At 64.3% G+C, this 22,045-nt stretch carries 14 protein-coding genes; 8 read left to right on the top strand and 6 right to left on the bottom strand.

Features of this window, described 5'->3' with window-relative positions; translation table 11 throughout:
- Positions 1 to 130 precede the first annotated feature (130 nt).
- On the top strand, positions 131 to 1,381 hold the full coding sequence (locus GFD18_RS03625) for a carboxylate--amine ligase (protein ID WP_163199256.1): 1,251 nt from the start codon (positions 131 to 133) through the stop codon (positions 1,379 to 1,381).
- 120 nt (positions 1,382 to 1,501) lie between these two features.
- Here the strand turns inward: GFD18_RS03625 and smc are convergent, their stop codons facing one another.
- Both smc and GFD18_RS03615 read right to left on the bottom strand, forming a co-directional pair.
- Positions 1,502 to 5,086, bottom strand: a complete 3,585-nt coding sequence (smc, locus tag GFD18_RS03620; protein ID WP_163199254.1) for a chromosome segregation protein SMC — start codon at positions 5,084 to 5,086, stop codon at positions 1,502 to 1,504.
- Positions 5,087 to 5,156: 70 nt separating this feature from the next.
- Positions 5,157 to 6,590 carry a bifunctional folylpolyglutamate synthase/dihydrofolate synthase gene (locus tag GFD18_RS03615; RefSeq protein ID WP_163199253.1) on the bottom strand — a complete coding sequence of 478 codons (1,434 nt, stop codon included), beginning with the start codon at positions 6,588 to 6,590 and terminating at the stop codon, positions 5,157 to 5,159.
- A 617-nt stretch (positions 6,591 to 7,207) separates the two neighbouring features.
- Between GFD18_RS03615 and GFD18_RS03610 the strand changes: the two genes are divergently transcribed.
- The 6 genes from GFD18_RS03610 to GFD18_RS03585 all read left to right on the top strand — a co-directional run bounded on the left by GFD18_RS03610 (position 7,208) and on the right by GFD18_RS03585 (position 13,811).
- Entirely contained in the window at positions 7,208 to 8,830 is a 1,623-nt protein-coding gene (locus tag GFD18_RS03610) for an aminopeptidase P family protein (protein WP_404801600.1), read from the top strand.
- Between the two features lies 1 nt (position 8,831).
- Positions 8,832 to 9,332 (top strand): NUDIX hydrolase, encoded by a 501-nt coding sequence (locus GFD18_RS03605; RefSeq protein ID WP_163199251.1) that lies wholly within the window; start codon positions 8,832 to 8,834, stop codon positions 9,330 to 9,332.
- A gap of 180 nt (positions 9,333 to 9,512) precedes the next feature.
- On the top strand, positions 9,513 to 9,803 hold the full coding sequence (locus GFD18_RS03600; protein WP_163199249.1) for a hypothetical protein: 291 nt from the start codon (positions 9,513 to 9,515) through the stop codon (positions 9,801 to 9,803).
- Between the two features lie 415 nt (positions 9,804 to 10,218).
- Complete coding sequence (locus GFD18_RS03595) at positions 10,219 to 11,259, top strand: NAD(P)-dependent alcohol dehydrogenase (protein WP_163199247.1); 1,041 nt, start codon at positions 10,219 to 10,221, stop codon at positions 11,257 to 11,259.
- A 205-nt stretch (positions 11,260 to 11,464) separates the two neighbouring features.
- On the top strand, positions 11,465 to 12,781 hold the full coding sequence (locus GFD18_RS03590) for an MFS transporter (protein ID WP_163199245.1): 1,317 nt from the start codon (positions 11,465 to 11,467) through the stop codon (positions 12,779 to 12,781).
- Between the two features lie 148 nt (positions 12,782 to 12,929).
- Complete coding sequence (locus GFD18_RS03585) at positions 12,930 to 13,811, top strand: helix-turn-helix domain-containing protein (protein WP_163199243.1); 882 nt, start codon at positions 12,930 to 12,932, stop codon at positions 13,809 to 13,811.
- Between the two features lie 36 nt (positions 13,812 to 13,847).
- Here the strand turns inward: GFD18_RS03585 and GFD18_RS03580 are convergent, their stop codons facing one another.
- Positions 13,848 to 15,074 (bottom strand): ROK family protein, encoded by a 1,227-nt coding sequence (locus GFD18_RS03580; RefSeq protein ID WP_163199241.1) that lies wholly within the window; start codon positions 15,072 to 15,074, stop codon positions 13,848 to 13,850.
- A gap of 225 nt (positions 15,075 to 15,299) precedes the next feature.
- Here GFD18_RS03580 and GFD18_RS03575 point away from each other — a divergent pair, with 225 nt between their 5' ends.
- Complete coding sequence (locus GFD18_RS03575) at positions 15,300 to 16,802, top strand: xylulokinase (RefSeq protein ID WP_163199239.1); 1,503 nt, start codon at positions 15,300 to 15,302, stop codon at positions 16,800 to 16,802.
- Positions 16,803 to 16,964: 162 nt separating this feature from the next.
- Here the strand turns inward: GFD18_RS03575 and xylA are convergent, their stop codons facing one another.
- The 3 genes from xylA to GFD18_RS03560 form a co-directional block, all read right to left on the bottom strand.
- Positions 16,965 to 18,314, bottom strand: coding sequence for a xylose isomerase (gene xylA / locus GFD18_RS03570; RefSeq protein ID WP_163199237.1), 1,350 nt, complete (start codon positions 18,312 to 18,314; stop codon positions 16,965 to 16,967).
- Between the two features lie 197 nt (positions 18,315 to 18,511).
- Positions 18,512 to 20,158, bottom strand: a complete 1,647-nt coding sequence (locus tag GFD18_RS03565; RefSeq protein WP_163199235.1) for an ABC transporter substrate-binding protein — start codon at positions 20,156 to 20,158, stop codon at positions 18,512 to 18,514.
- Positions 20,159 to 20,413: 255 nt separating this feature from the next.
- Positions 20,414 to 22,036 carry an ABC transporter substrate-binding protein gene (locus GFD18_RS03560; protein WP_163199233.1) on the bottom strand — a complete coding sequence of 541 codons (1,623 nt, stop codon included), beginning with the start codon at positions 22,034 to 22,036 and terminating at the stop codon, positions 20,414 to 20,416.
- Between the last annotated feature and the right edge of the window lie 9 nt (positions 22,037 to 22,045).

Here is a 22,045-nt window from a genome sequence, read left to right as displayed (position 1 = left end):
TACCGCATTTGCCGGTCGAATCGCGCCACGCCATCATACGTGATTGTAGAATGACAGAAGCCTTGGAACGGTCATCCCACGGGGCTGGCCGAGCATACGACAATGGTATTTGGTAAGGACGTAATACAATATGGCATCTTTTCAGCCGATCATCCTCGGCGGCGACCTCGGCGCCTATGCGCTGGCCCGCGAACTCAACGACGCCTACGGCGTCAAGCCGATCATGGTGACCGCCTACAACCCCAACGCCATCCGCGATTCGGCGATCATCACGCGTCATGAATTCGCCGAGGCCAACGAGGAAGGCCCCCTGATCGAGGAACTGCTCCGACTGGGCAAGGACCTCAAGACGCGCAATCCGAAGCGCAGACTGCTGCTGCTGGCCAACACCGACTGGCGCATCCATGTGCTGGCGTCGCATCGTGAGGAGCTGGAACGCTACTACGTGGTGCCGATTCCGCCGCTGGACGTCATCGAACAGGTGAGCGACAAGCAGGGCTTCGAACGACTGGCGACCGCGCAGGGCATGCCCGTGCCGAAGTCGTTCTACGAGGACTTCTCCGGCGCCGACACGAACGGCTGGCAGCCGCAGCCCACGCCGGCCGACCTCACGTTCCCCGTGGTGGCCAAGCCGGCCGACAGCTCCGAATACGAGAACCTGATGTTCGAGGGGCGGCAGAAGGTCTACCGCATCGACACGAACGAACAGCTGACCGACCTGTGGCGCAAGCTGGCTGAAGCCGGATTCCGCGGCACGTTCGTCGCGCAGGAGCTCGTCGAGGGCGACGACACCGAGATGTACTCGGTCACCGCGTACGTGGACTCCACGGGAACGGTGTCGCTGCTCTGCTCGGCACGCGTGCTGCTGGAGGAGCATCATCCCGCCACGCTGGGCAACCCGTGCGCCATGATCACCGAGCCGATCGACGAGATCCTCCAGCCGGCGAAGCGATTCCTCGAATCGCTCCCCTACCGCGGCTTCGCCAACTTCGACGTCAAGCGCGACCCGAACACCGGCAGGTTCTATTTCCTCGAGGTCAATCCGCGCATCGGCCGCAACAGCTTCTACGTGTATGGCGCCGGCATCAATCCGATGGAGGTGCTCGTCTCCGACGTCATCGACGGGCATCCGATGGCGCCCCGCGTGGCCGACGGCGAAGTGCTGTACTCCATCATCCCCGACCGTCTGCTGCTGCGCTACGTGGTCGACCCCGACCTCAAGGCGCAGGTGAGGCGGCTGCAGAAGGCGGGCCGCATCAACCCGCAGCGCAACCCGAAGGACGGCGGATTCAAGCGCTGGCTGCACCTGACCGAATCGGAGCTCAACCAGTACCGTAAATTCGGCAGGTACTATCCGAAGCCGACGAACACCGGCTTCTAGAAATCTTCGGGAACGGCGTCTCCCTACGGCAGATGCGAGGCGGGGCGGGATGGATCCAACGAATCCTCCCGCCCCACTTTCATATTCGTTCAGGGCCGTCCGTCCAGGGCTATTCTCCGGCTATTCTCCCTCGGCTATCCGTTCCGGGGAATGCCCCATCCGCTGCGAGACCACGGCGGTGACGCCGTCCGCACGCATGGTGACCCCATACAGCGCATCGGCGACGCCCATGGTGCGCTGCTGATGCGTGATGACGATGAGCTGCGCATGCTCACGCAGCTCATCGAACGCGTTGAGCAGACGCGTGAGGTTCACGTCGTCAAGAGCGGCCTCGACCTCGTCCATCACATAGAACGGGCTGGGACGCGCCTCGAAGATGGCGAACAGGAACGCCAGCGCGGTCAACGACCGTTCGCCTCCGGAAAGCAGGCTCAGCTGACGCACCCGCTTGCCGGCGGGCCTGGCCCGCACCAGCACGCCCGTGGACAGCAGATCGTCGGGGTTCTCGAGCACAAGCGAGCCCTGACCGCCGGGGAACAGCACGGCGAACATGCGCTCGAACGCCTTGGCGGTGTCGTCGAAGGCCTTGCGGAACACGTCGATCATCGTCCGGTCGAGCTCATCCACCAGCGTCATCAGATCGTCGCGCGACTTGACGACATCGTTGCGCTGCTCGTTGAGGTACTTGTTGCGGGCCTGCAACGCCTCGAACTCCTCCGTGGCCAGCGGATTGACCCTGCCGAGTCTGGCCAGGTCGCGACGGGCCTGCTCCAGCCTGCGCTCCTGCTCCTCGCGCACATACAGCATGCCGCCGGTCACCTCACCATCGGAGTCGACGACCGGCACGGGCCTGTCGGGACCGTATTGCGCGATGGCCTCGTCGAACGTCATGCCCAGTGCATCCGATATCCGTCCGGCAAGCTCGTCGTACCGCGTCGTCAGGCGCTCGCGGTCCACGTCCAGCGAATGCTCGCTGCGCTGGAGTTCGGCCACCTGCGGCTCGAGTTCGTCGCGACGGGCCCTAAGGCCCGCAAGCTCGTCGTCATGCACCGAGGACTCCCGCTGGAGCTCCTCGCGTCGCGTCTCCACCGCCGCGATCCTCGCGGAGAGGCTTTCCGCTGCCATGGCGGCCATGGCGGCGACGCCGGCGGCCTGCGCGGCCTGTTCGCGCCGGCGGCGGTTCGATGCCTCGAGCTCCGTCCGCCGGCGTCGACTGCGTTCGGCATTGTCCCTCAGCAGCGTCTCCTGACGGCGATATGAGGCGGCCTCACGTCCGGCGTCCTTCCACCGCATGGTGGTCGCAAGCTCGGTCTCCCGAACGGACGCGAGCGAGGCCGCAAGCTCACGCTCGCGCCCGGCGAGCGCATCGATGTCCGCATCCACGTCTTCGGTGTTCTCCAACGCCTGCAATGCTTCGCGCAGGTCCTGCACCGCCGCCAGATGGGCCTTGCTCTCCTCGACGAGCCGCATGATCTTCTGCTCAGCCGCATCCATGGCGCAACCCAACGATTCGACGTCATGCCGCGCCGCGCGCACGGCGGCGGCGGCCTGCTTCGCCTGCATCCTGCGCTCGGTGAGTGCGTCCTGTTCCTGCTGCACGCGCCTCGCGGCGGCGTCGACGGCTCGCTGCGCCTCGTCGAGGCGACCGACGATGCGTTCGCGTTCAGACTGCAGTTCGACGGCCCGCGCGATGGCCTTGTCACGGCGTGCGGCCAGACTCAGGTCGCTGTGGGATGACGCCGTGCCTCCCGTGGCGGCGACGCCCTGCTGGAACACCTCGCCGCGAATCGTCACCGCACGGTGATGCCCGCGGGCCATGGCGTCCAGCGCCTCCTGCCTGGTGTGCACGAATGCGACGTCGTCGAGCAGCATAATCACCGCATGCACGACCGCGTGCGCGATTCCCTCGTCCTCGGCACGGGGATTGGCGCCGATCAGCGCCGACGCCGGAATCATCCCGGCATCGGCCGTATCATCCGAACGGTTGTCGCCGTCATGGTCGGCGTCCATGTCCGGCCGCACTATCGCGGCTTTGCCCATGCGGTCGTCGACGGCCTGTCGCAGTGCGGCGAGCATGCCGTCGTCGTCGGGTACGACCATGGCGCCGGCGAAATCGCCGAGCGCATGGGAGATGGCGTCCTCCCAGCCGTCGGAGACGTGGATGAAGTCCACGAGCCGTCCCAATGTCGGCAATGAACGGTTCCTCTCCCACACCGTCGAGGAGCCGCGGCTCGCCAACGTGTCGGCGAGCGCCTCGGCCTTGGCCTGCAGCGAGGCGATGTCCGTGTCAAGGCTGCGCAGATGGTTTTCCATATCGCCGGCGGCGACGTTTGCCTGCGAAAGATCGTGCCTTGCCTTGGCCAGAGCCGTCTCGTCGTCGCCGGATTCCGTGGCCGCGGCCTGAGCCGTATGCAACGCGTCCGTTGCGGCGGCAAGGTCGGAGGCCAATGCGTCACGTTGGGCGATGGCGTCGTCGTGGCGTATGGCCGCTGCCTGTGCCATCGCCTCCTCGCGGGCTATGCGCTCGCGCAGGGACGCCCGCTGCGATTCGCGCTGCCGTGTGGCCGTGCGCAGTTCCTCGCCGGTCCGTTGCAGCGATGCGAGGCGCCGCTCAGTGTCGGAACGCCGCTCGATGATGCCGTCGAGCTCCCGGCGCAGTTCGTCGGTCTCCCGTTCGCGCTGCCGTGCCTGGGCGGCAAGCTCGTCTGCGCGGTTGTCGAGCATCTGCGGGTCGTCGCCGAAGTCGGTGGCGATTTGTTCCTCGAATGAGCGTCGGCGCTCCTCGGCGAGGGAGCGCAGGGAGCGCAGGCGCTCCTGTATCTGCCCCATCTCATGCCAGATGCCGGTGAGTCTCGATATTTCGGGGCTGGCCGCGCGCGAGGCGTTCTCGGCCTGCTCGATGCGCAGTCTGACGCTCGCCATCTCTCGCTGCAGTCCGGAGAGTTCGCCACGGACCTTCGTGAGCCGGCCGCGTATATCGTCGCGGCGACTGATGATTTGGGATGCGTCGTCGGCCAGCAGTCTCGCCTGGGCGTCGCGCAGGGCGATCTGTATGGCGTCGGCGCGGCGGGAGACGCGGGCCTGTCGTCCGAGCGGTCCCATCTGCCGGCGAATCTCGCCGAGCAGGTCGTCGAGTCGGGAGAGGTTCGTCTGCGTGGCGGCGAGCTTGCGCAGCGCGCGTTCCTTGCGCTTGCGGTGCTTAAGGATGCCGGCGGCCTCCTCGATGAAGGCGCGGTGGCCGGAGGGGTCGGCGCGCAGGATCTGGTCGAGCCGCCCCTGGCCCACGATCACATGCATGTGCGAGCCGAGGCCGGTGTCGCTGAGCAGCTCCTGGATGTCGAGCAGTCGGCATGGGGAGCCGTTGATGGCGTATTCCGAGCCGCCGTTGCGGAAGATCGTGCGGGTGATGGTGACTTCCGTGTAGTCGATGTCGAGCGTGCGGTCGGTGTTGTCGATGGTGAGGCTCACCTGCGCGCGTCCCAACGGCGGTTTGGAGGACGTGCCCGCAAAGATGACGTCCTCCATGGAGGTGCCGCGGAGGTTCCTGGCCCCCTGCTCGCCCATGACCCAGGTCAGGGCGTCGACGATGTTGGATTTGCCGGACCCATTGGGACCGACCACGGCGGTGATTCCCGGCTCGAACCGCAGCGTGGTGGCCGACGCGAAGGATTTGAACCCCTTGAGCGTGAGTTCCTTGAGATACATATGGTGATGCCTATATGGTGATCTGGGCGCCGCGCGTGGCGGCGCCGTGGTGCATGACGGGACGTCTCGTTCAGTTCCGCCCGGAATCGGCGCGTTCGGACTTCGGCTTCTTCAGGTCCTCGTTCATCTGCTCCTTGAGCAGGTGACGGGCGTCGCCGGCGGTGACGAAGCTGCCGCAGACAAGCACGCCGTGGCCGTAGCCGACCCCCGTCTCGTCGGCGGCGTCGACGAGGTCGACGGCCGTCTGGATGGCGTCGGGCAGGAAGTCCTTGCGGATCACGCGATCCTCTCCGAACACGTCGATGGCGATCTTCTCCAGGTCCTCGGCCGACATGACGCGGCCCTTCCACGAGTTCTCGGTGACGACGATGGTGTCGAGCATGGGCTCGAGCACGCCGAGCACGTCCTCCACGTCCTTGTCGGCCATCATGGAGACCACGCCGACGAGCTGCTGGAAGTCGAAGTTCTCCTCGATGGCGTCACGCAGCGCGTTGACGGCGTTGAGGTTGTGGCCGCCGTCCACGATGATGGTCGGCGAGGTGCGGACCACCTCGATGCGGCCCGGCACCTTGACGGAGCTCAGCGATTCGGCGACGACGTCGCCGTCGAGCGGACCGTTGACCGGCACCACCACCTCGGCCGCGGCCAGGGCGCTCAGCGCGTTGTGCGCCTGGTGCTCGCCGAACATGGAGACGGGGACGTCCTCGTACAGGCCGTTGGGCGTACGCAGCGTGACGAGCTGGCCGCCGACCGCGGGCTTGCGGGAGACGACCTCCATCTCCTCGCCGTCACGCACCAGTCCCTGCGCGTGCTTCTCCTGCGCGGTGCGTTCGATGATCGGCATGACCTGTTCGGCGTGCGGCTGGGGGCCGACGATCACGGTGGAGTTCGACTTGATGATGCCGGCCTTCTGCTCGGCGATCTGTTCGATGGTGTCGCCCAGCCACTGCATGTGGTCCATGTCGACCGGACCGATGATGGAGGCGTCGCCATCAAGCACATTGGTGGCGTCCCACAGGCCGCCCATGCCGACCTCGACGACGGCGACGTCGACCGGGGCGTCGGCGAACGCCCAGAACGCCATGGTGGTGAGCACCTCGAAGAAGCTCATCTTCGGGTCGCCGAGCTTGGCGGACTTGGCGTCGAGCATGTCGATGAAGCCCTTGACCTGATCCCAGATGTCGATGAACTCGTCGTCGGAGAGCTGCTGCCCGTCGATGCGGATGCGTTCGGTCACCTTCTCCACATGCGGCGACGTATACAGGCCGGTGCGCAGGCCGTAGTGGCGGCACAGGGATTCGACCATGCGGGCCGTGGACCCCTTGCCGTTGGTGCCGGTGATATGCACCACGCGGAACGACTGCTGGGGATTGCCCAGCATGTCCATGATCTCGGCCATGCGGTCAATCTTCGGATCGAAGTCATGCTCCGGGGCACGACCCATGATCGTACGGTACACTTCGTCGAGGGTCTTGCCCTCCCTGTTGGGATGTTCGAACGACATACTCCGCCTTCATTGCCCCGTCAGGGCGTCGAATCACTTACTTTTTCGCTCGATGTATTCTAGGCAATCGCCGTGACCGACCTACCCCGCTACGGCGTGGGCGAACATCCGCCGCGTATTCCCGAAGAATCAAGCCTTTCCGCATGAGCACGGTGCCATGGAACATTCATCACCGTCAAAATTCCATTCCGTAGCGTGATTCCTTGGCACGGAGTGCCAAAGTACCTCATCCTGCCATTCCTTGCCACAATTCCCTGTCACACAAAAACGAAACTCCCTTTTTCATCGCTCCCTGCCAGGATTCCCCGTACCTTTTCAATACAGAACCGCATGATTTCAACGTTCCCCATCGGCCGACGGGCTATGGTTTTGCCACGGAATCCAAATCCGTACGTCATCGACGTTCCCCGCCACGATTTCCTGGCACGGAATCATCGAATGGTGTGTCCATTCACTCCGTGTCGCCGCAATAAGGCCGAACGGTCTTCCATCCAACGGACACTTGGTCAAAGCGTTCACGAAGAGGCGGAAAACGACGTCTTTGTGAACGGATGGACCAGCTTTCGGGCCCTACAATGAGCAGAGGTTATTGACTGTTCTCATGAAAGGAGCGGACGGTGTCGGCAGATGACGAGGCGCGCAGGGCGCAGGCGGCGAAACGATACGAGGCGGATGAGGAGGAGCTGACGGCGCAGGCGGTCGGCGAGCGCGTGACGAACCGTACGCTCTCCCCGAAGTCGGAGTCGTTCAAGGCGTTCATGACCGAGGGCTGGGGCGCGGTCGATCCCGGCGTCAAGCCGCTGGAGTCCAGCAAGTACATCCCGGCCCGTCTCGAGGCCCTGGGCCGCCGGTTCCCCGACAGCCGCATCGTGCTGCCGGCGGGCCAGCCGAAGGCCCGCAACAACGACTGCGACTACGCGTTCCGCGCCGACACGTCGTTCGCCTACTACACGGGTCTCGGCGAGGACTACGAGGCGGGCGCCGTGCTGGTGCTCGACCCGGTCGCCCCGGATTCGCCCGAGGCGAAGGCCGGCAGGACGCATACGGCCACGCTGTTCCTCAAGCCCCGCGCCGACCAGACCACCGAGGACTACTACCGTTCCGGCTACGGCGAGTACTGGGTGGGTGCGCGTCCGGGTCTGGAGGAGTTCACCACGATGACCGGGCTCGAGACCCGCGACATCTCCCAGCTCGACGATGCGCTGAGCAAGGACGTCGGCCCCGAGGAGGGCGCCGTGCAGCTGCGTGTGATCCGCGAGGCCGACCCGCAGGTCACCGGCGAGGTGGAGCGCATCCGTGAGCAGAACGGCTGGGACGACCCGGACCGCAACCGTGCGGCCGACGACCGTCTGCACGAGTTCGCGGCCGAGGCGCGCATGGTCAAGGACGAGTACGAGGTGGGCGAGCTGCGCAAGGCCGTGGCCGCCACCCATCGCGGTTTCGACCGCATGCTCGCCGCCCTGCCGCGTGCGCTCGACAAGCCGCGCAGCGAACGCATCCTCGAAGGCGCGTTCAATGCGAACGCCCGCGAGGAGGGCAACGACGAAGGCTACGAGACCATCGTGGCGTCCGGTCCGCACGCGGCCACGCTGCACTGGGTGCGCAACACGGGCAGCATCGGCAGCGGCGAGCTGCTGCTCATCGACGCCGGCGTGGAGGTCAACAGCCTGTACACGGCCGATATCACGCGAACCTTCCCGACGAACGGCAAGTTCACTCCGTTCCAGCGGCGCCTCTATGAGGCCGTGTTGAAGGCGCAGCAGGCCGGTTTCGACGCCGCCAGGCCGGGTGTGACCTACCATCACATCCACGACGCGGTGATGCGTTCGATCGCCGAGTCGCTGCATGAGTTCGGCATCCTGCCGGTGAGCGTGGAGGAGTCGCTCTCCCCCGAAGGCCAGCAGCATCGTCGTTGGCTTGCCTGCGGCGTGGCGCATCATCTCGGCCTTGACGTGCATGACTGCGCGCAGGCGCGTTTCGAGTCGTATCAGGAGCGTCCGATCACGCAGGGCATCACGTTCACCATCGAGCCGGGCCTTTACTTCAAGGAGAACGACCTGCTCGTGCCGCCGGAATACCGCGGCATCGGCATCCGCATCGAGGATGACGTGCTCATGACCGAGGACGGCCCCGAATGGATCAGCAAGGCCATCCCGAAGCAGCCCGACGACGTCGAGGCGTGGATGGCCGCGCAGGCGGCGAAGGCCGGTTCCGCCACGGCCGACGGAGAGGCCGACTGATATGGCGACCCCCGAGTTCATCCTCGAGCTGCGCAAGAAGATCGGGCATGATCCGTTGTGGCTCAGCGGCGTCTCCGCCTACGTGGAGGACGACGAGGGCCGGGTGCTGCTCGGCCGCCGCGCCGACACGGGCGAATGGGCCCTGGTCTACGGCATCAACGAGCCGGGCGAGGAGCCGGCCGTCACGGTGATGCGCGAAGTGAAGGAGGAGACCGGCGTGGACTGCGTGCCCGCGGAACTGGTCTCGGTCAAGTCCTCCACCGTCATGCTCACGTATGCGAACGGCGACCAGGCCATGTACATGGATCATCTGTTCCTGTGCTCGCTGAAGCCGGGCGGCAATGCGGAGCCGTTTGTCGGCGACGACGAAAGCCTCACCGTGGGCTGGTTCTCCCCCGACAACCTGCCGCAGCCGCTGGCGAAGACAACGGTGGAGCGTATGGGTTATGTGAACGAGTTCAGACGCCGCGGAGACCACCGGGCCTTGTTCTCCATCGAATAACGCGAACGACGACGGTTTCGCGAGACGGATGGCCGGGGATTTGCAGCCGGGTTGTCTGCCGGTCCTGCCACAGTCCCCGGCCATTCGCCCATCCACCGCGCATCCCCCGTCCGCCGACATATGGCGACGGATACGACGAGCGATCGTGCGCGGTCGAATCGGTGAGCGATGATGGTGACCATGTTCTATGCACTGATCACCGTATTGACCATCGCCGCGTTCCTGATCGGCATGCTGATGGCGTCGCTGCCGCGTTCGGCCCGTATGATGAGCCGCGCGCAGCTCATCGTCATGCTGTTTCTGACCATACTGCTCATCGGCGTGCTGGCGGCCACCTATATGTTCCACAGCGAGCCGGCGTCGTGGGCGATCATCATCGCCGCATTCGCAGGCAACATCATCGGCCGTCTGCGCCCGGTCAACGAGTTCATCGTCGGCCACGACCCCTGGGACCTGTTCGCACTGCGATAATCAGAGACTCGGCCGCCCAGACCACTACCGACCGTCTATCCCGATATATGGGATAGACGGTCATTCTTTTTTTCAGATACAACGCAGATTGATACAATTTTGCATCTCTTAACATAGATGAATACTTTCTTTGCATATCAAATCCCAACTATAAAGACATGCGCAACATCCTTCGACAACCAAGCGATTCAAGGTGTGCGATACATCACAAAAGTCTGGAATCCAATAGCCCCCACAAACCCCACAGATGCGACATTTCGAAAGTCATCAATCGACAATGCAAAATTAATATCATTTCTCGTTATTGACACCCGCTATATGACGGTTTTTTCCATCCTACGATGGTGTCAACGCCAACGAAGGCGCACCGATTCTCAGAGCTGAGGAACGGTCCATACCATACAGGAGGAAAATCATGAAGGCAGTCGTTCTCGAGCATCAGGGTCTGATCAACATCCGTGAGGTGCCGGACGTCCCCGCTCCGGGACCGGGCGAACTGCGTATCGCCCCGCACACCGTGGGCATCTGCGGATCCGACGTGCACTACTACACGCACGGTCGCATCGGACAGTTCGTCGTCAAGGCCCCGATGATTCTCGGACACGAAGCCGCCGGCACCGTGCTTGAGGTCGGCCCCGGCGTCACCGACTTCAAGCCGGGCGACCGCGTGGCCATGGAGCCGGGCATCCCCGACATGACCTCCCGCGCCAGCCGCATGGGCATGTACAACGTCGACCCGGCCGTGCGCTTCTTCGCCACCCCGCCGGTCGACGGCTGCCTGTGCGAGCAGGTCATCCATCCGGCCGCGTTCACCTACAAGCTGCCCGACAACATGAGCTTCGGCGAGGGCGCGCTGCTCGAGCCCCTTTCGGTGGGTATGCATTCGGCCACCAAGGCCGGCATCAAGCCCGGCGACATCGCCGTCGTGGCCGGTTCGGGCACCGTCGGCATCCTGACCGCGGCCTCCGCGCTGGCCGCCGGCGCATCCAAGGTGTATGTCTCCGACGTATCCGACGTCAAGCTCGACATCGTCTCGCAGATCCCCGGAGTCGTCCCGGTCGATCTCAAGAAGGAGGACCTCGTCGAGAAGGTCAAGGACGAGACCGGCGGATGGGGCGCGGACGTGGTGTTCGAATGCTCCGGCGCCGAGAAGTCCTTCGAGACGATCCTCGAGGTCGGCGCCCCCGGCAACACCACCGTGTTCGTGGGCATGCCCGTGGACAAGGTGCCTTTCGACGTGGTCGCCGCCCAGGCCCGCGAGACCACCATCATGACGATCTTCCGCTACCGCAACGTCTACCAGAAGGCCATCGATCTGGTCGCCGCCGGCAAGCTCAACCTCAAGCCGTTCATCACGAAGACCTACTCCATGGACGAATCCATCGACGCGTTCAAGCGCGTCGAGGAGGTGCGTCCGGAGGACGTCAAGATCCAGATCACCGTGGACCAGCAGTAAAGCCGGTTCCACTGGTCGTTGGCGCCGGAGCACGCATCGGACCGGTGCCAACGCCCCCTCCTTTCGGTTTTCTTCCTCTCCTTCCGCGATGCCACGCCGAGGTCTCCGGGCACGGGCCGGTAACCCGTGTGTTCGCAAGCGCCAACCTTGGGAGCGCCCCGGCGTAGCATCGACTTCTTTGCTCATTCTTTTCCAAGGGGTAACTATGCTTTTCGGCGTCAACAAGAAACTCATCGCCGGCTACATCGCCATCGCTATCTTCATGACGGGCGACGGCTTCGAACTCACCTTCCTTTCGCGATTCATGGTCGGCCAGGGATTCTCGGCCGTGCAGGCCTCGATGATGCCCACCATCTACGGCCTTGTGGGCGCGTTCGCCGCATGGGCGTCCGGCGTGGTCTCGGAACTGTGCGGCACAAAGCGGGTCATGATCTTTGGCGGCGTGTCCTGGGTGGCGCTGCAGGTCATCCTGTTGGGCGTTGCCATTCCGTCCGGATCCTATCCGTTCATCCTCACCGTCTACGCCATCCGAGGCATCGGCTACCCGCTGCTCATGTACTCGTTCCTGGTGATGATCACCGAAGTCACCGACAAGCGTCATCTCGCCTCCGCGGTCGGTCTGTTCTGGGCGGCGTTCGAAATCGGCATCGGCGTGCTCGGCACCTACGTGCCCAGTGCCGTGATTCGCGCGTTCGGCGAATACACCACGCTATGGGTGGCCGTGCCGTTCGCCGTGGTCGGCACGCTCGTGGTCGTGCTCTTCCTCAAGCCGACCAGCGATGCCAAGGGCAAGGGCATGACCGGCAAGGAGGTCGGTCGCGAACTGGCCCGCGGCGTCACGGTGATCTTCCAGGACCGTCAGGTGTTCCTCGCCGTATGCGCCCGCGCCATCTGCAACTTCTCCCTCTACGGCCTGCCCGTCATCATGCCGCTGTATCTGGCCAGCCACACGAACGGCGGCGGCGCATGGTTCGAGGTGACCGACTGGATGGTCATCTGGGGCACGATGAACGTGATCACCGTGTTCACGAACGTGATGTGGGGGCGTATCGGCGACAAGCACGGCTGGATTCGCCAGATGCGCTGGTTCGGCGCCGGCCTGTGTGCCCTCGGCACGCTGTGGTTCTACTACGTGCCGCAGTTCTTCGGCAAGAGCTGGCCGCTGATGATCGTCGGCGCCGTCATCCTCGCCTTCGGATTCACGGCGTTCGTGCCCATGGCCGCCATCTTCCCGGCGCTGATCCCCGACCATCCGGGCGCCGCGGTCTCGGCCAACAATCTCGCCAGCGGCCTCTCCACCTTCGGCGGTCCGCTGATTGCCACCCTGCTCATCCCCGTGGTCGGATTCGGCGGCGTGTGCTGGGCCTACGCGATCTTCTACATCATCGGATCGCTGCTCACCTGGTTCATCCACCCCAAGCAGCCGGGCTTCGACCTTAACGGCCGCAAGCTCCCGGAGGAGCAGCGCCGCAAGGAGCTGGAGCTGGAGGCCGCCGCCTTCACCGCAGCGCAGCCGGCCTGACCTGCAGCATAAAACGCCGGAATCGCTGGAATCCGAAAGGACGACAACGACATGCCCCCATCATTCGTCGCACGGCATACGGTATGTCGTGCGACGAATGCGGTATGGTGAAAACCGATTTCCGCAACCAACGGCGAGGGGGTGAGTCATGCCAGCATCGATGAGCGGCAACGGACAGCTTGAGGTGATCGTGCCTGATTACAACACATCGATTCGATGGATCGAACACGGATACCCCTGCAATCTGACCAAATGGCACTATCATCCGGAGGTCGAGTTCCATCTCATCCGCAAATCCACCGGCTACATGATGGTGGGCGATGGTCTCATTCCGTTCGAGCCCGGACAGTTCACGCTGATCGGCAGCAACGTACCCCATCATTGGATCTCCAACATCGACGCCGACGAGGTGCTCGACGAACGCGACGTCGCCTGCCAGATCCATCCGAACAAGCTCGCCTCGCTGGTGCGCCTGTTCCCCGAAGCCGCACCCATCCACACCGTGCTTGAGCGCTCACGCCACGGCATCCTGCTCAAGGGCGGATCCGCGGCCCGAGCGGCGGAGCTTCTGGAGTCGGCGAAGGACCATTCGCCGTACCAGCGGCTCATCGACGTGCTCTCGCTGCTGCAGGTGTTCGCGCTCGCTCCGGACGACGAATGGGAGACCATCGTCACCCCGTCGTTCGCCCCGGACACCGGCTCCGACGTCTCCGAACGCATCAACACGACCCTGGCCTACATCAACGCCAATCTGGGCGGCGACATCTCCCTTGACGACATCGCCGACCGGGTGGCCATGAATCCGGCGGCGTTCTCCCGGTTCTTCCACCAGACCACCGGCATCAACTTCTCCGACCTGGTTTCGCGGTTGCGCATATCGCACGCCTGCAAGCTGCTGGTGACCACCAGCCAGCCCATCAGCCGTATACGTACGGCCTGCGGATACCGTAACGCGTCGAACTTCAACCGGAGGTTCCTGGAGGAGATCGGCATGACCCCGTCCGCGTATCGCGGCTCCTACGGCAAGTAGGCGGGAGGCGCGACGGGCCTCTGCGCCCAGACGCGCTCAGACGTCCAGATATCGAACCGGATGCTCGACGAACTGCCGCAGCCCGTGGCAGGCAGCTCCGTACAGCGCCGGCCTGGACACCGTCCGGCATCCGATCACCCGGATGTTCAGGGCATATCTGGCGAGTATCTGCGGCACGATGCGCATACGGAGCCTCGCGGTCAGGTCCTCCTCGAACGTGGACCAGAATCCGCCGAGCACGATGGTGCTGACGTCCACCATGTTGATGACCGACACCGCCACCGACGACATCGCGTCCAGCGCCTGTTCGATGGCACGCACGGCTTTGCCGTCGCCCTCTCGCCAACGGCGGTAGAGTTCGTCCGCGTATTCGGGCCTGGCCGCCTCGTCGCCTTCGGCGATGCCTGCAGCACGGACCAGCTCGCGACGTCCCGCATACATCTCCAGACAGCCCCGGCGGCCGCAGCGGCACTGCGGTCCGTTCATATCCACGGAAACATGGCCGAGCTCTCCGCCGAACCCATGGTCCCCCCGCACCACGCTCCCGGAACGCACGATGGCACCGCCGACACCGACGTCCGTGGAGATGTACAGAAAGGAGTCGTTTGGATCGAGAGGCGTCTCCGCCCGGTTCCGACGAACGGCGTAACCGGGCACCTGGGCGATGGCGGCGAGGTTCGCCTCGTTCTCCCCCACGGCGCCAAGGCGACGCACCACGTCGAAACGGTCCAGTTCCAGATTCGACCAGCCCAGATTGGGCGCCATGATGAGGCTGCGGTCCGCCGTGACCAGCCCGGGAAGGGCAAGACCCGTGCCGACGACCCGAAACCGCCGTCGCTTCAGACGGGCCTCAACGGGAGCGACAAGGGCGTCCAGACGGGAGAAGGCGTCGTTCGGATCGACATTGGTGAGATCGCATCCGACCCATTCATGGGCCACGGTCTTCCCGGCGATGTCGAGAACCATGTAGCCGTATCCGTCCGTGTTGATCTGCATGCCGATGCCGGCCCATTTCCCGGAGCGGAAGCCCAAGGGAGTGCTGGGACGCCCATTCGACGACTCCTGCTGCGGCGCGAGCTGCTCGACGACGCCGTTGCCGAGCAGAATCTCGGAAAGCAACGACATGGTCGCCTTCGTCAGACCGGTTTCCTTGGCCAACTGCGCGCGGGACAACGGCGACGTCGACTGCAGCAGCGCGGTGAGCACCACGGACAGGTTGTGGTTGCGCAGGTCGTCCTGATTGATGCTGCGTGCACGTGGCATAATAATCCACCTTCAGGGTTTGGAATCGTAATGAACTAACTCTTAACACCCAGAATACAGTAGGCACAAGTCATATACACCTACAAGGTGATAAGAAGTGATACATTTTTAACCCGCTTAGTTTTTCCGTCTAATAAACAAGTATACTGAAAACCGATGGAGCAACAACGAAGTTCCCATCCGGGATCTTCCATCAGTTTTCCCCGATATCAAAAGGAGTCATCAATGGTCGATCGAATTCTCGTTGCCGGCGTGGATACGTCCACGCAGTCCTGCAAGGTGCGCGTCACCGATGCCGCCACCGGCGAACTCGTCCGGTTCGGTCAGGCGAGGCATCCCGACGGCACCAGCGTGGACCCCGCAGCCTGGTGGGACGCTTTTCTTGAGGCTTCCGAACAGGCGGGCGGCCTCGACGACGTGGCCGCCATCGCCGTGGGAGGCCAGCAGCATGGCATGGTGCTGCTCGACGAACAGGGCCGTGTGATCCGAGACGCGTTGCTGTGGAACGATACACGCAGCGCCCCGCAGGCCGAACGGCTCATCGACATGCTCGGCGAGGCCCCGGCCGCCGAGGGCGAAAGTGACGACCCGCACGAGCGCGGCGTCCAGCGTTGGGTGAAGGCCGTCGGCTCCTCCCCCGTCGCCTCATACACGCTGACCAAGATCATGTGGGTGGCCCAGAACGAGCCGGACAATGCGGCGCGCATCGCCGCCGTCTGCCTGCCCCACGACTGGCTCAGCTGGCGCATCGCCGGATTCGGCCCGGTCGGCCCCGGCGAGGACGCGCATCTCGACGCCCTGTTCACCGACCGTTCCGACGCCTCCGGCACCAGCTACTACGACGCCGCCCATGACACGTACCGTCCGGACCTCATCGACATGGCGATCGGCCGTCACGACATCATCCTGCCCGTGGTGCTTGGCCCCAACACTGCGGCCCCGGTGAAGGCCGATCCCGCCATCGCCGGCAAGGACGTGCCCGGCGGCTGCCTCATCGGACCCGGCGGCGGCGACAACGCCATGGCGTCCTTCGGATTGGGCATGGCGGTCGGCGACGTGTCGGTGTCGCTGGGCACGTCGGGCGTGGCGGCGGCGATCGCCGAGAACCCGGTGTACGACATGACGGGCGCCATCAGCGGTTTCGCCGACTGCACGGGCCACTTCCTGCCGCTGGCCTGCACCATCAATGGCTCGCGCATCCTCGATGCCGGCCGTCACGCCCTCGGGGTCGACTACGACGAACTGGCCGAGCTGGCCTTTGCCGCCGAGCCGGGAGCCGGCGGCATCACGCTCATCCCCTACTTCGACGGCGAGCGCACGCCGAACCGTCCGGACGACAAGGCCCGTCTCGAGGGACTGACGCTGGCGAACACCACGAAGGAGAATCTGGCGAGGGCGTTCGTGGAGTCCCTGCTGTGTTCCCAGCGCGACTGCATCGAGCTGGTCCGTGCGCTCGGCGCCAGCATCGACCGCATCCTGCTCATCGGCGGCGGCGCCAGGTCCCAGGCGATTCGCGAGCTCGCGCCCGCGGTCTTCGGCATGGACGTGACCCTGCCGGCGACGGACGAGTACGTGGCCATCGGCGCCGCGCGTCAGGCCGCCTGGGTGCTGGCGTCGCAGGATGATTCCGCCACGCAGCCGCCCGCCTGGCAGATCTCCATCGACGGCACGGAGTCCGCGGAGCCCACCCCCGAGGTCTACGCGGCCTATGCCAAGTGGCGCGGCTGATTATTTAAAAAACGACGGAGGCCCGGTCATGCGCAGTGGTTCGCATGACCGGGCCTCGTATGTCCTCGGCATCAAGGCAATACACGAAAAAGGGCATCCGGCACGAACCGGATGCCCTTCATTCCCTTGGCAAAGCGACGGCGCATGCCGCCGAAATCTGCATCACGCCTCGGCGAGCGCCTCGACCATGTAGTTGTTGAGGGTCGCCTTGACGCATTCGAGGTGGTCGGACCTGGTGGCGGCGATCAGCTCGGCCTGCGGCTTGTCGAGCGCGTACTCCTCCAGCGAGGCCAGGGTGGCGGTGCCGTTCTCGATGGTGGCGCCGATGCCGGAGTCGTAGGAGCTGTAGCGGTCGGCGGTCAGGTTCTCGATGACCTTGTCCTCGTGCAGCTTGGCGGCGACGAGCAGGCCGGCGGCGTAGGTGTCCATGCCGGCGATGTGCGAACGGAACAGGTCCTCGGCGTAGAAGGAGGAGCGGCGCGGCTTGGCGTCGAAGTTGAGGCCGCCGTGGGGGCCGATCTGTCCTTCGTCGAGCACCTCCCACATCACGGAGACGGTTTCCATGAGGTCGGTGGGGAACTCGTCGAGGTCCCAGCCGAGCAGCTTGTCGCCCTGGTTGGCGTCGAGGGAGCCGAGCACGCCGGCATCGCGGGCGGTGCGGATCTCGTGCTGGTAGGTGTGGCCGGCGAGGTTGGCGTGGTTGCCTTCCAGATTGAGCTTCATGATGTCGATGAGGTCGTAGCCACGCAGGAAGGCGATGGCGGTGGCGGCGTCGAAGTCGTACTGGTGGGTGGTGGGCTCCTTGGCCTTCGGCTCGATGAGGAACTGGGCGTCGAGGCCGATCTCCTTGGCGTAGTCGTGGCACATGTGGAAGAACCTGGCCATGTGCTCCTGTTCGCGCTTCATCTGCGTGTTCCACAGGTTCTCGTAGCCTTCGCGGCCGCCCCAGAACACGTAGTTCTCGGCGCCGAGACGCTTGGCGATCTCGAGCGAGTGCTTGAGCTGGCCGGCGGAGTAGGCGTAGATGTCGGCGTACGGCGAGGTGGCCGCGCCGGCGACGAAGCGCGGGTTGGTGAACAGCGAGGAGGTGTTCCACAGCAGCTTGACGCCGGTGGACTTCATGTTCGCCTCGATCCTGTCGACGACCTTGTCGAGGTTGGCGTTGGTCTCGCGCAGGGTGTCGCCTTCGGGGGCGATGTCGCGATCGTGGAAGCAGAAGTATTCGGCGCCGAGCTTGGTGAAGAACTCGAAGGCGTAGTCCACCTTGGCGAGGGCCTCGTCCATCGGATCGGAGTACTTGCCCTGCCACGGACGATGCGCGGTGCCCACGCCGAACGGATCGACGAGCTCCTGGTCAAAGGTGTGCCACCAGGCGACGCCGAAGCGCAGCCAGTCCTTCATCTTCTTGCCGGCGACCACGCGGTCGGCGTCGTAGTAGTGGAAGCCGAGGCCCTGCTGCAGACCCTTCTCCTTGCCGACGAACGGAATCTTGTCGATGTCCCACAATGCCATGAGATCTCCTTTGGTCCTGTACGCGGCGTTTCCGCGTCATGATGCATGCCGTTTTCCGCGATGCGCCGTACTCGCCGGCCTCGCCGATGACCATATAGTAAATCGCTTGAACTAAGTTTGTCAAATGAAAAAACCAACCATGGCGCGTTCGTCCCCTTGCCGGCATGCGAAAAACCACCGCCGGGGCGCCGGGGCTGCTACTTGGAGATCCCTGCGTAACGGAGACGCAGCGACGAGTCGAGCACCACTCCCGAGACGCCGTTCCGAGTCACGGCGATCTGCGGCACCTCAAGCAGCGGTATCGCCGGCACGTCCTTTGTGGCCTGCCGCTGCACCTGTCGCAGCAATTCGGCGCGTCGGCTTTCGTCGCGTTCCGACTGCTGCCGTGCGATCAGCCTGTTCACCACGTCGCTGCGGTAGCCGTTGCCGAGATAGTTGCCGAGCCCGACGTCGCGCAGCAACGGCGAGAGATAGTCGTCCGAATCGGGGAAGTCGGGGCCCCAGCCGAGCTGGTAGGCCGGGTAGGCGCCGTCGGAATCCCCGGAGGCCACACGCTCCTTGTTGTACTGCGTCCATTCGGTGGACCGCACGTCCACGCGGAACAGGCCGCCGGTCTCCAGCTGCGACTTGATGGCCGCGTACTCCTCGGTGGAGCTCTGCCCGTAATGGTCGGTGTTGTACTGGATGCGCAGCGTCACCGGCGTCGTCACGCCGGCGTCGGCCAGCACGCGGCGGGCGGCGGCGAGGCTCGCCCCTCCCCTGCCGTCGCCGTACGACGACCTGAACGTGTCTTCATGGCCGAGGTATTCGTCGGGAAGATACGAATATGTAGGCAGGTATGTTTTGAAATATACACTGCGGCTCAACGCCTTGCGGTCGATGAGGTCGGCGACGGCGCGACGCACTGCGAGCGCTTTCTTCGCGTCGGCGTCGGATTGTTTCGTCCCGTATGGCTGGGTGCGCAGGTTGAACGTCAGGTATCGTTGCGAGCCGGCCGCGCCGGTGATGACCTTCAGCCCGTCATGCCGCCGCAGGTCGTTGACGTCGGTGGACGTCATCGAACGGTAGGCCACATCGACCTGCCCCTGCTGCACGGCGAGCTTCAGATTGGACGAGTCGGCGAAGTACCTCACCTGCACGATGTCGTTCTTCGCCGACGTGAGTCCGTGATAGTTCGGGTTGCGTCGGTATTCGAACAGTTCGTCACGTTTCATCGACGCGAGCGTGTACGGGCCGCCGAATGCGTTCGCAGCGATGATGCCCTGGTCGTCGGCCAGCTTGTTCGCCGGGAAGACCTCGTCGTCCACGATGGCGGCGGCAGGCGAGCCGAGCACCTGCTTCAACGTGACATCATACGACAGCTTGTCGGCGATTACGATGGTGGTGGCGTTGGGCGCGGAAACGTCCTTGATGTTGGCGAGCAGCGAGGCCGGCCCGTTGGGGTCGTCGATGGACTTCATGCGGTCAAGTGAGAACTTCACGTCATGCGCGTCCAATACGTGGCCGTTTGCCCATGTGAGTCCGGGTTTGATGTGGACGGTGAATTCGGTGCCGTCGTCGTTCCATGCGCCGTCGTCGGCGGCGAGGTCTCGGCTCATGGCCGTCTTGCCGTAGTCCTGGGCGTAGAGGAACGGGTATATCTGGATTTTCACGGTCGACGATCCGATGTCGTACGATCCCGCCGGGTCGATGGCCGAGACCTTGTCGGTCGTGCCAATGGTGACGGTCCGCGTGCCGGCCGCCGCATCCCCATTCGAATCCGTTCGTGTTCCGCATCCCGACAATGCGGTCAATGCCATGATCGCGGCCATGATGGCCGTAAACGCCCGCAGCGTTTTCGTCATATGTCGTCAGCTCCCCCATTACTTGCTTATATGCATGCAACCGCGTCCCATTATGGTGCAAACGCCATGGACGAAAGCCGGAAACGGCATAGGAAAAATCTATAGCATGACGTTGCGATGGACTGCGCACGAAAGACAATGGCGGGCACGATGACGGGCACGAAAGAAGGGGTGGTCCGAACCATGGAGGTTCGGACCACCCCTCAGCCGGTTTCCGCGTCGGTGCTGCCGCCGATGGGGAGCCTCACACGGATGTCAGCCCTTGGTCACCGAGGCGTAGCGGAAGCGGAACGAAGCGTCGAGCTTGACACCCGAGATGTTCGTGCGCGTCACCGCGACCTGGGCGCCCTGCAATAGCGGCAGCGTGGAGAGGTCGTCGGTCTCGAGCTTCTGGATCTGCTTGAGCAGTTCCTCGCGCTTGGTCTTGTCCTGTTCGCCGGCCTGCTTGACGATCAGGTCGTTGACCTCCTTGTTCGCATAGCCGTTGTTCACGAAGTTGCCGTCGCGGAAGAACGGGGACAGGTAGTTGTCGGGGTCCGAATAGTCGGGGAACCAGCCGAGCTGGTAGGCCGGGTAGGCGCCGTCGGAGCTTTCGGTGACGACGCGTTCCTTCTGGTACTGCGTCCACTCGGTCTGCTGCAGGTCGACCTTGAAGAGGCCGCCGGTCTCCAGCTGCGACTTGATGGCCGAGTATTCGTCGGCGGAGGATGCGCCATAGTGCTCGGCGTTGTACTGGAGCTTGAGCTCCACGGGGGTCTTCACGCCGGCGGCCTCCAGCACCTTCTTGGCCTTCTCGAGGCTCGGCTTGCCGTTTTCGCCATAAGCGGCCTTGAGCGTGTCGTCATGGCCGGAGAGCCCGTCGGGGATGAACGAGTACAGCGGGGTGTAGGTGCCCTTGTACACGTCGGTGGCGAGGGCCTCGCGGTCGATGAGGTTGGCGACGGCCTGGCGCACGGCCTTGGCCTTGTTGGCGTCGGCGTCCTTCTGGGCGGTGCCGTACGGCTGGATCTTCATGTTGAAGGTGATGAAGCGTTCCTCGCCGCCGGGGCCGTTGACGACCTTGACGTTCTTGTCCTTCTGGAGGTCGGAGATGTCGGTCGGGGTCAGCTGGCGGTAGGCCACGTCGACCTGCCCCTGCTGGATGGCGAGCTTGAGGTTGGAGGCGTCGGCGAAGTACTTGACCTGCACGGCGTCGTTCTTCGCGGGCGTGAGTCCCTTGTAGCTGGTGTTCTTCTCGTAGCTCAGCGCCTCGTTGAGCTTGAAGGAGGTGAGCTTGTACGGGCCGGCGAACGCGTCGCCCTTGACGATGGTGTCGGCGTCGGTGACCTTGCTGCCGGAGAACACCTGCTCGTCGACGATCGGACCGGCCGGGGAGCCGAGCACCTGCTTCAACGTCACGTCGTTCTTCACGGAGTCCTTGATGACGACCGTCGTGTCGTCAGGCGCTTCGACGGACGAGATGTTGGCGAGCAGTGACGCCGGGCCGTTCTCGTCGTTGATCTTCTTGATGCGGTCGAGGGAGAACTTCACGTCGGAGGCGGTCAGATCGTGGCCGTTGGCGAACTTGAGGCCGCTCTTGAGCTTGACGGTGAACTCGGTGCCGTCCTTGCTCCACGTGCCGTTGTCGGCCGCGATGTCCGGGCTCATTTCGGAGCTGCCGTAGTCCTGCGCGTACAGGAACGGGAACACCTGGATCTGCACGGCGTAGGAGCCGTTGTCGTATGATGCGGCCGGATCGAGGCTGACGATCTTGTCGGTCGTGCCGATGGTGATGGCGTTGCCGTCCGCCGCGGAGTCGCCGCCTTTCACGCCGCATGCCGCGAGCGATGCTATGGCGGCGAGTGATGCCACCGCCGCTCCGATCTTCTTGATGTTCATGTACTTCCG

Source organism: Bifidobacterium saimiriisciurei (genome assembly GCF_010667655.1).
GTDB lineage: Bacteria > Actinomycetota > Actinomycetes > Actinomycetales > Bifidobacteriaceae > Galliscardovia > Galliscardovia saimiriisciurei.
This window is presented reverse-complemented; position numbering and strand designations above follow the sequence as displayed.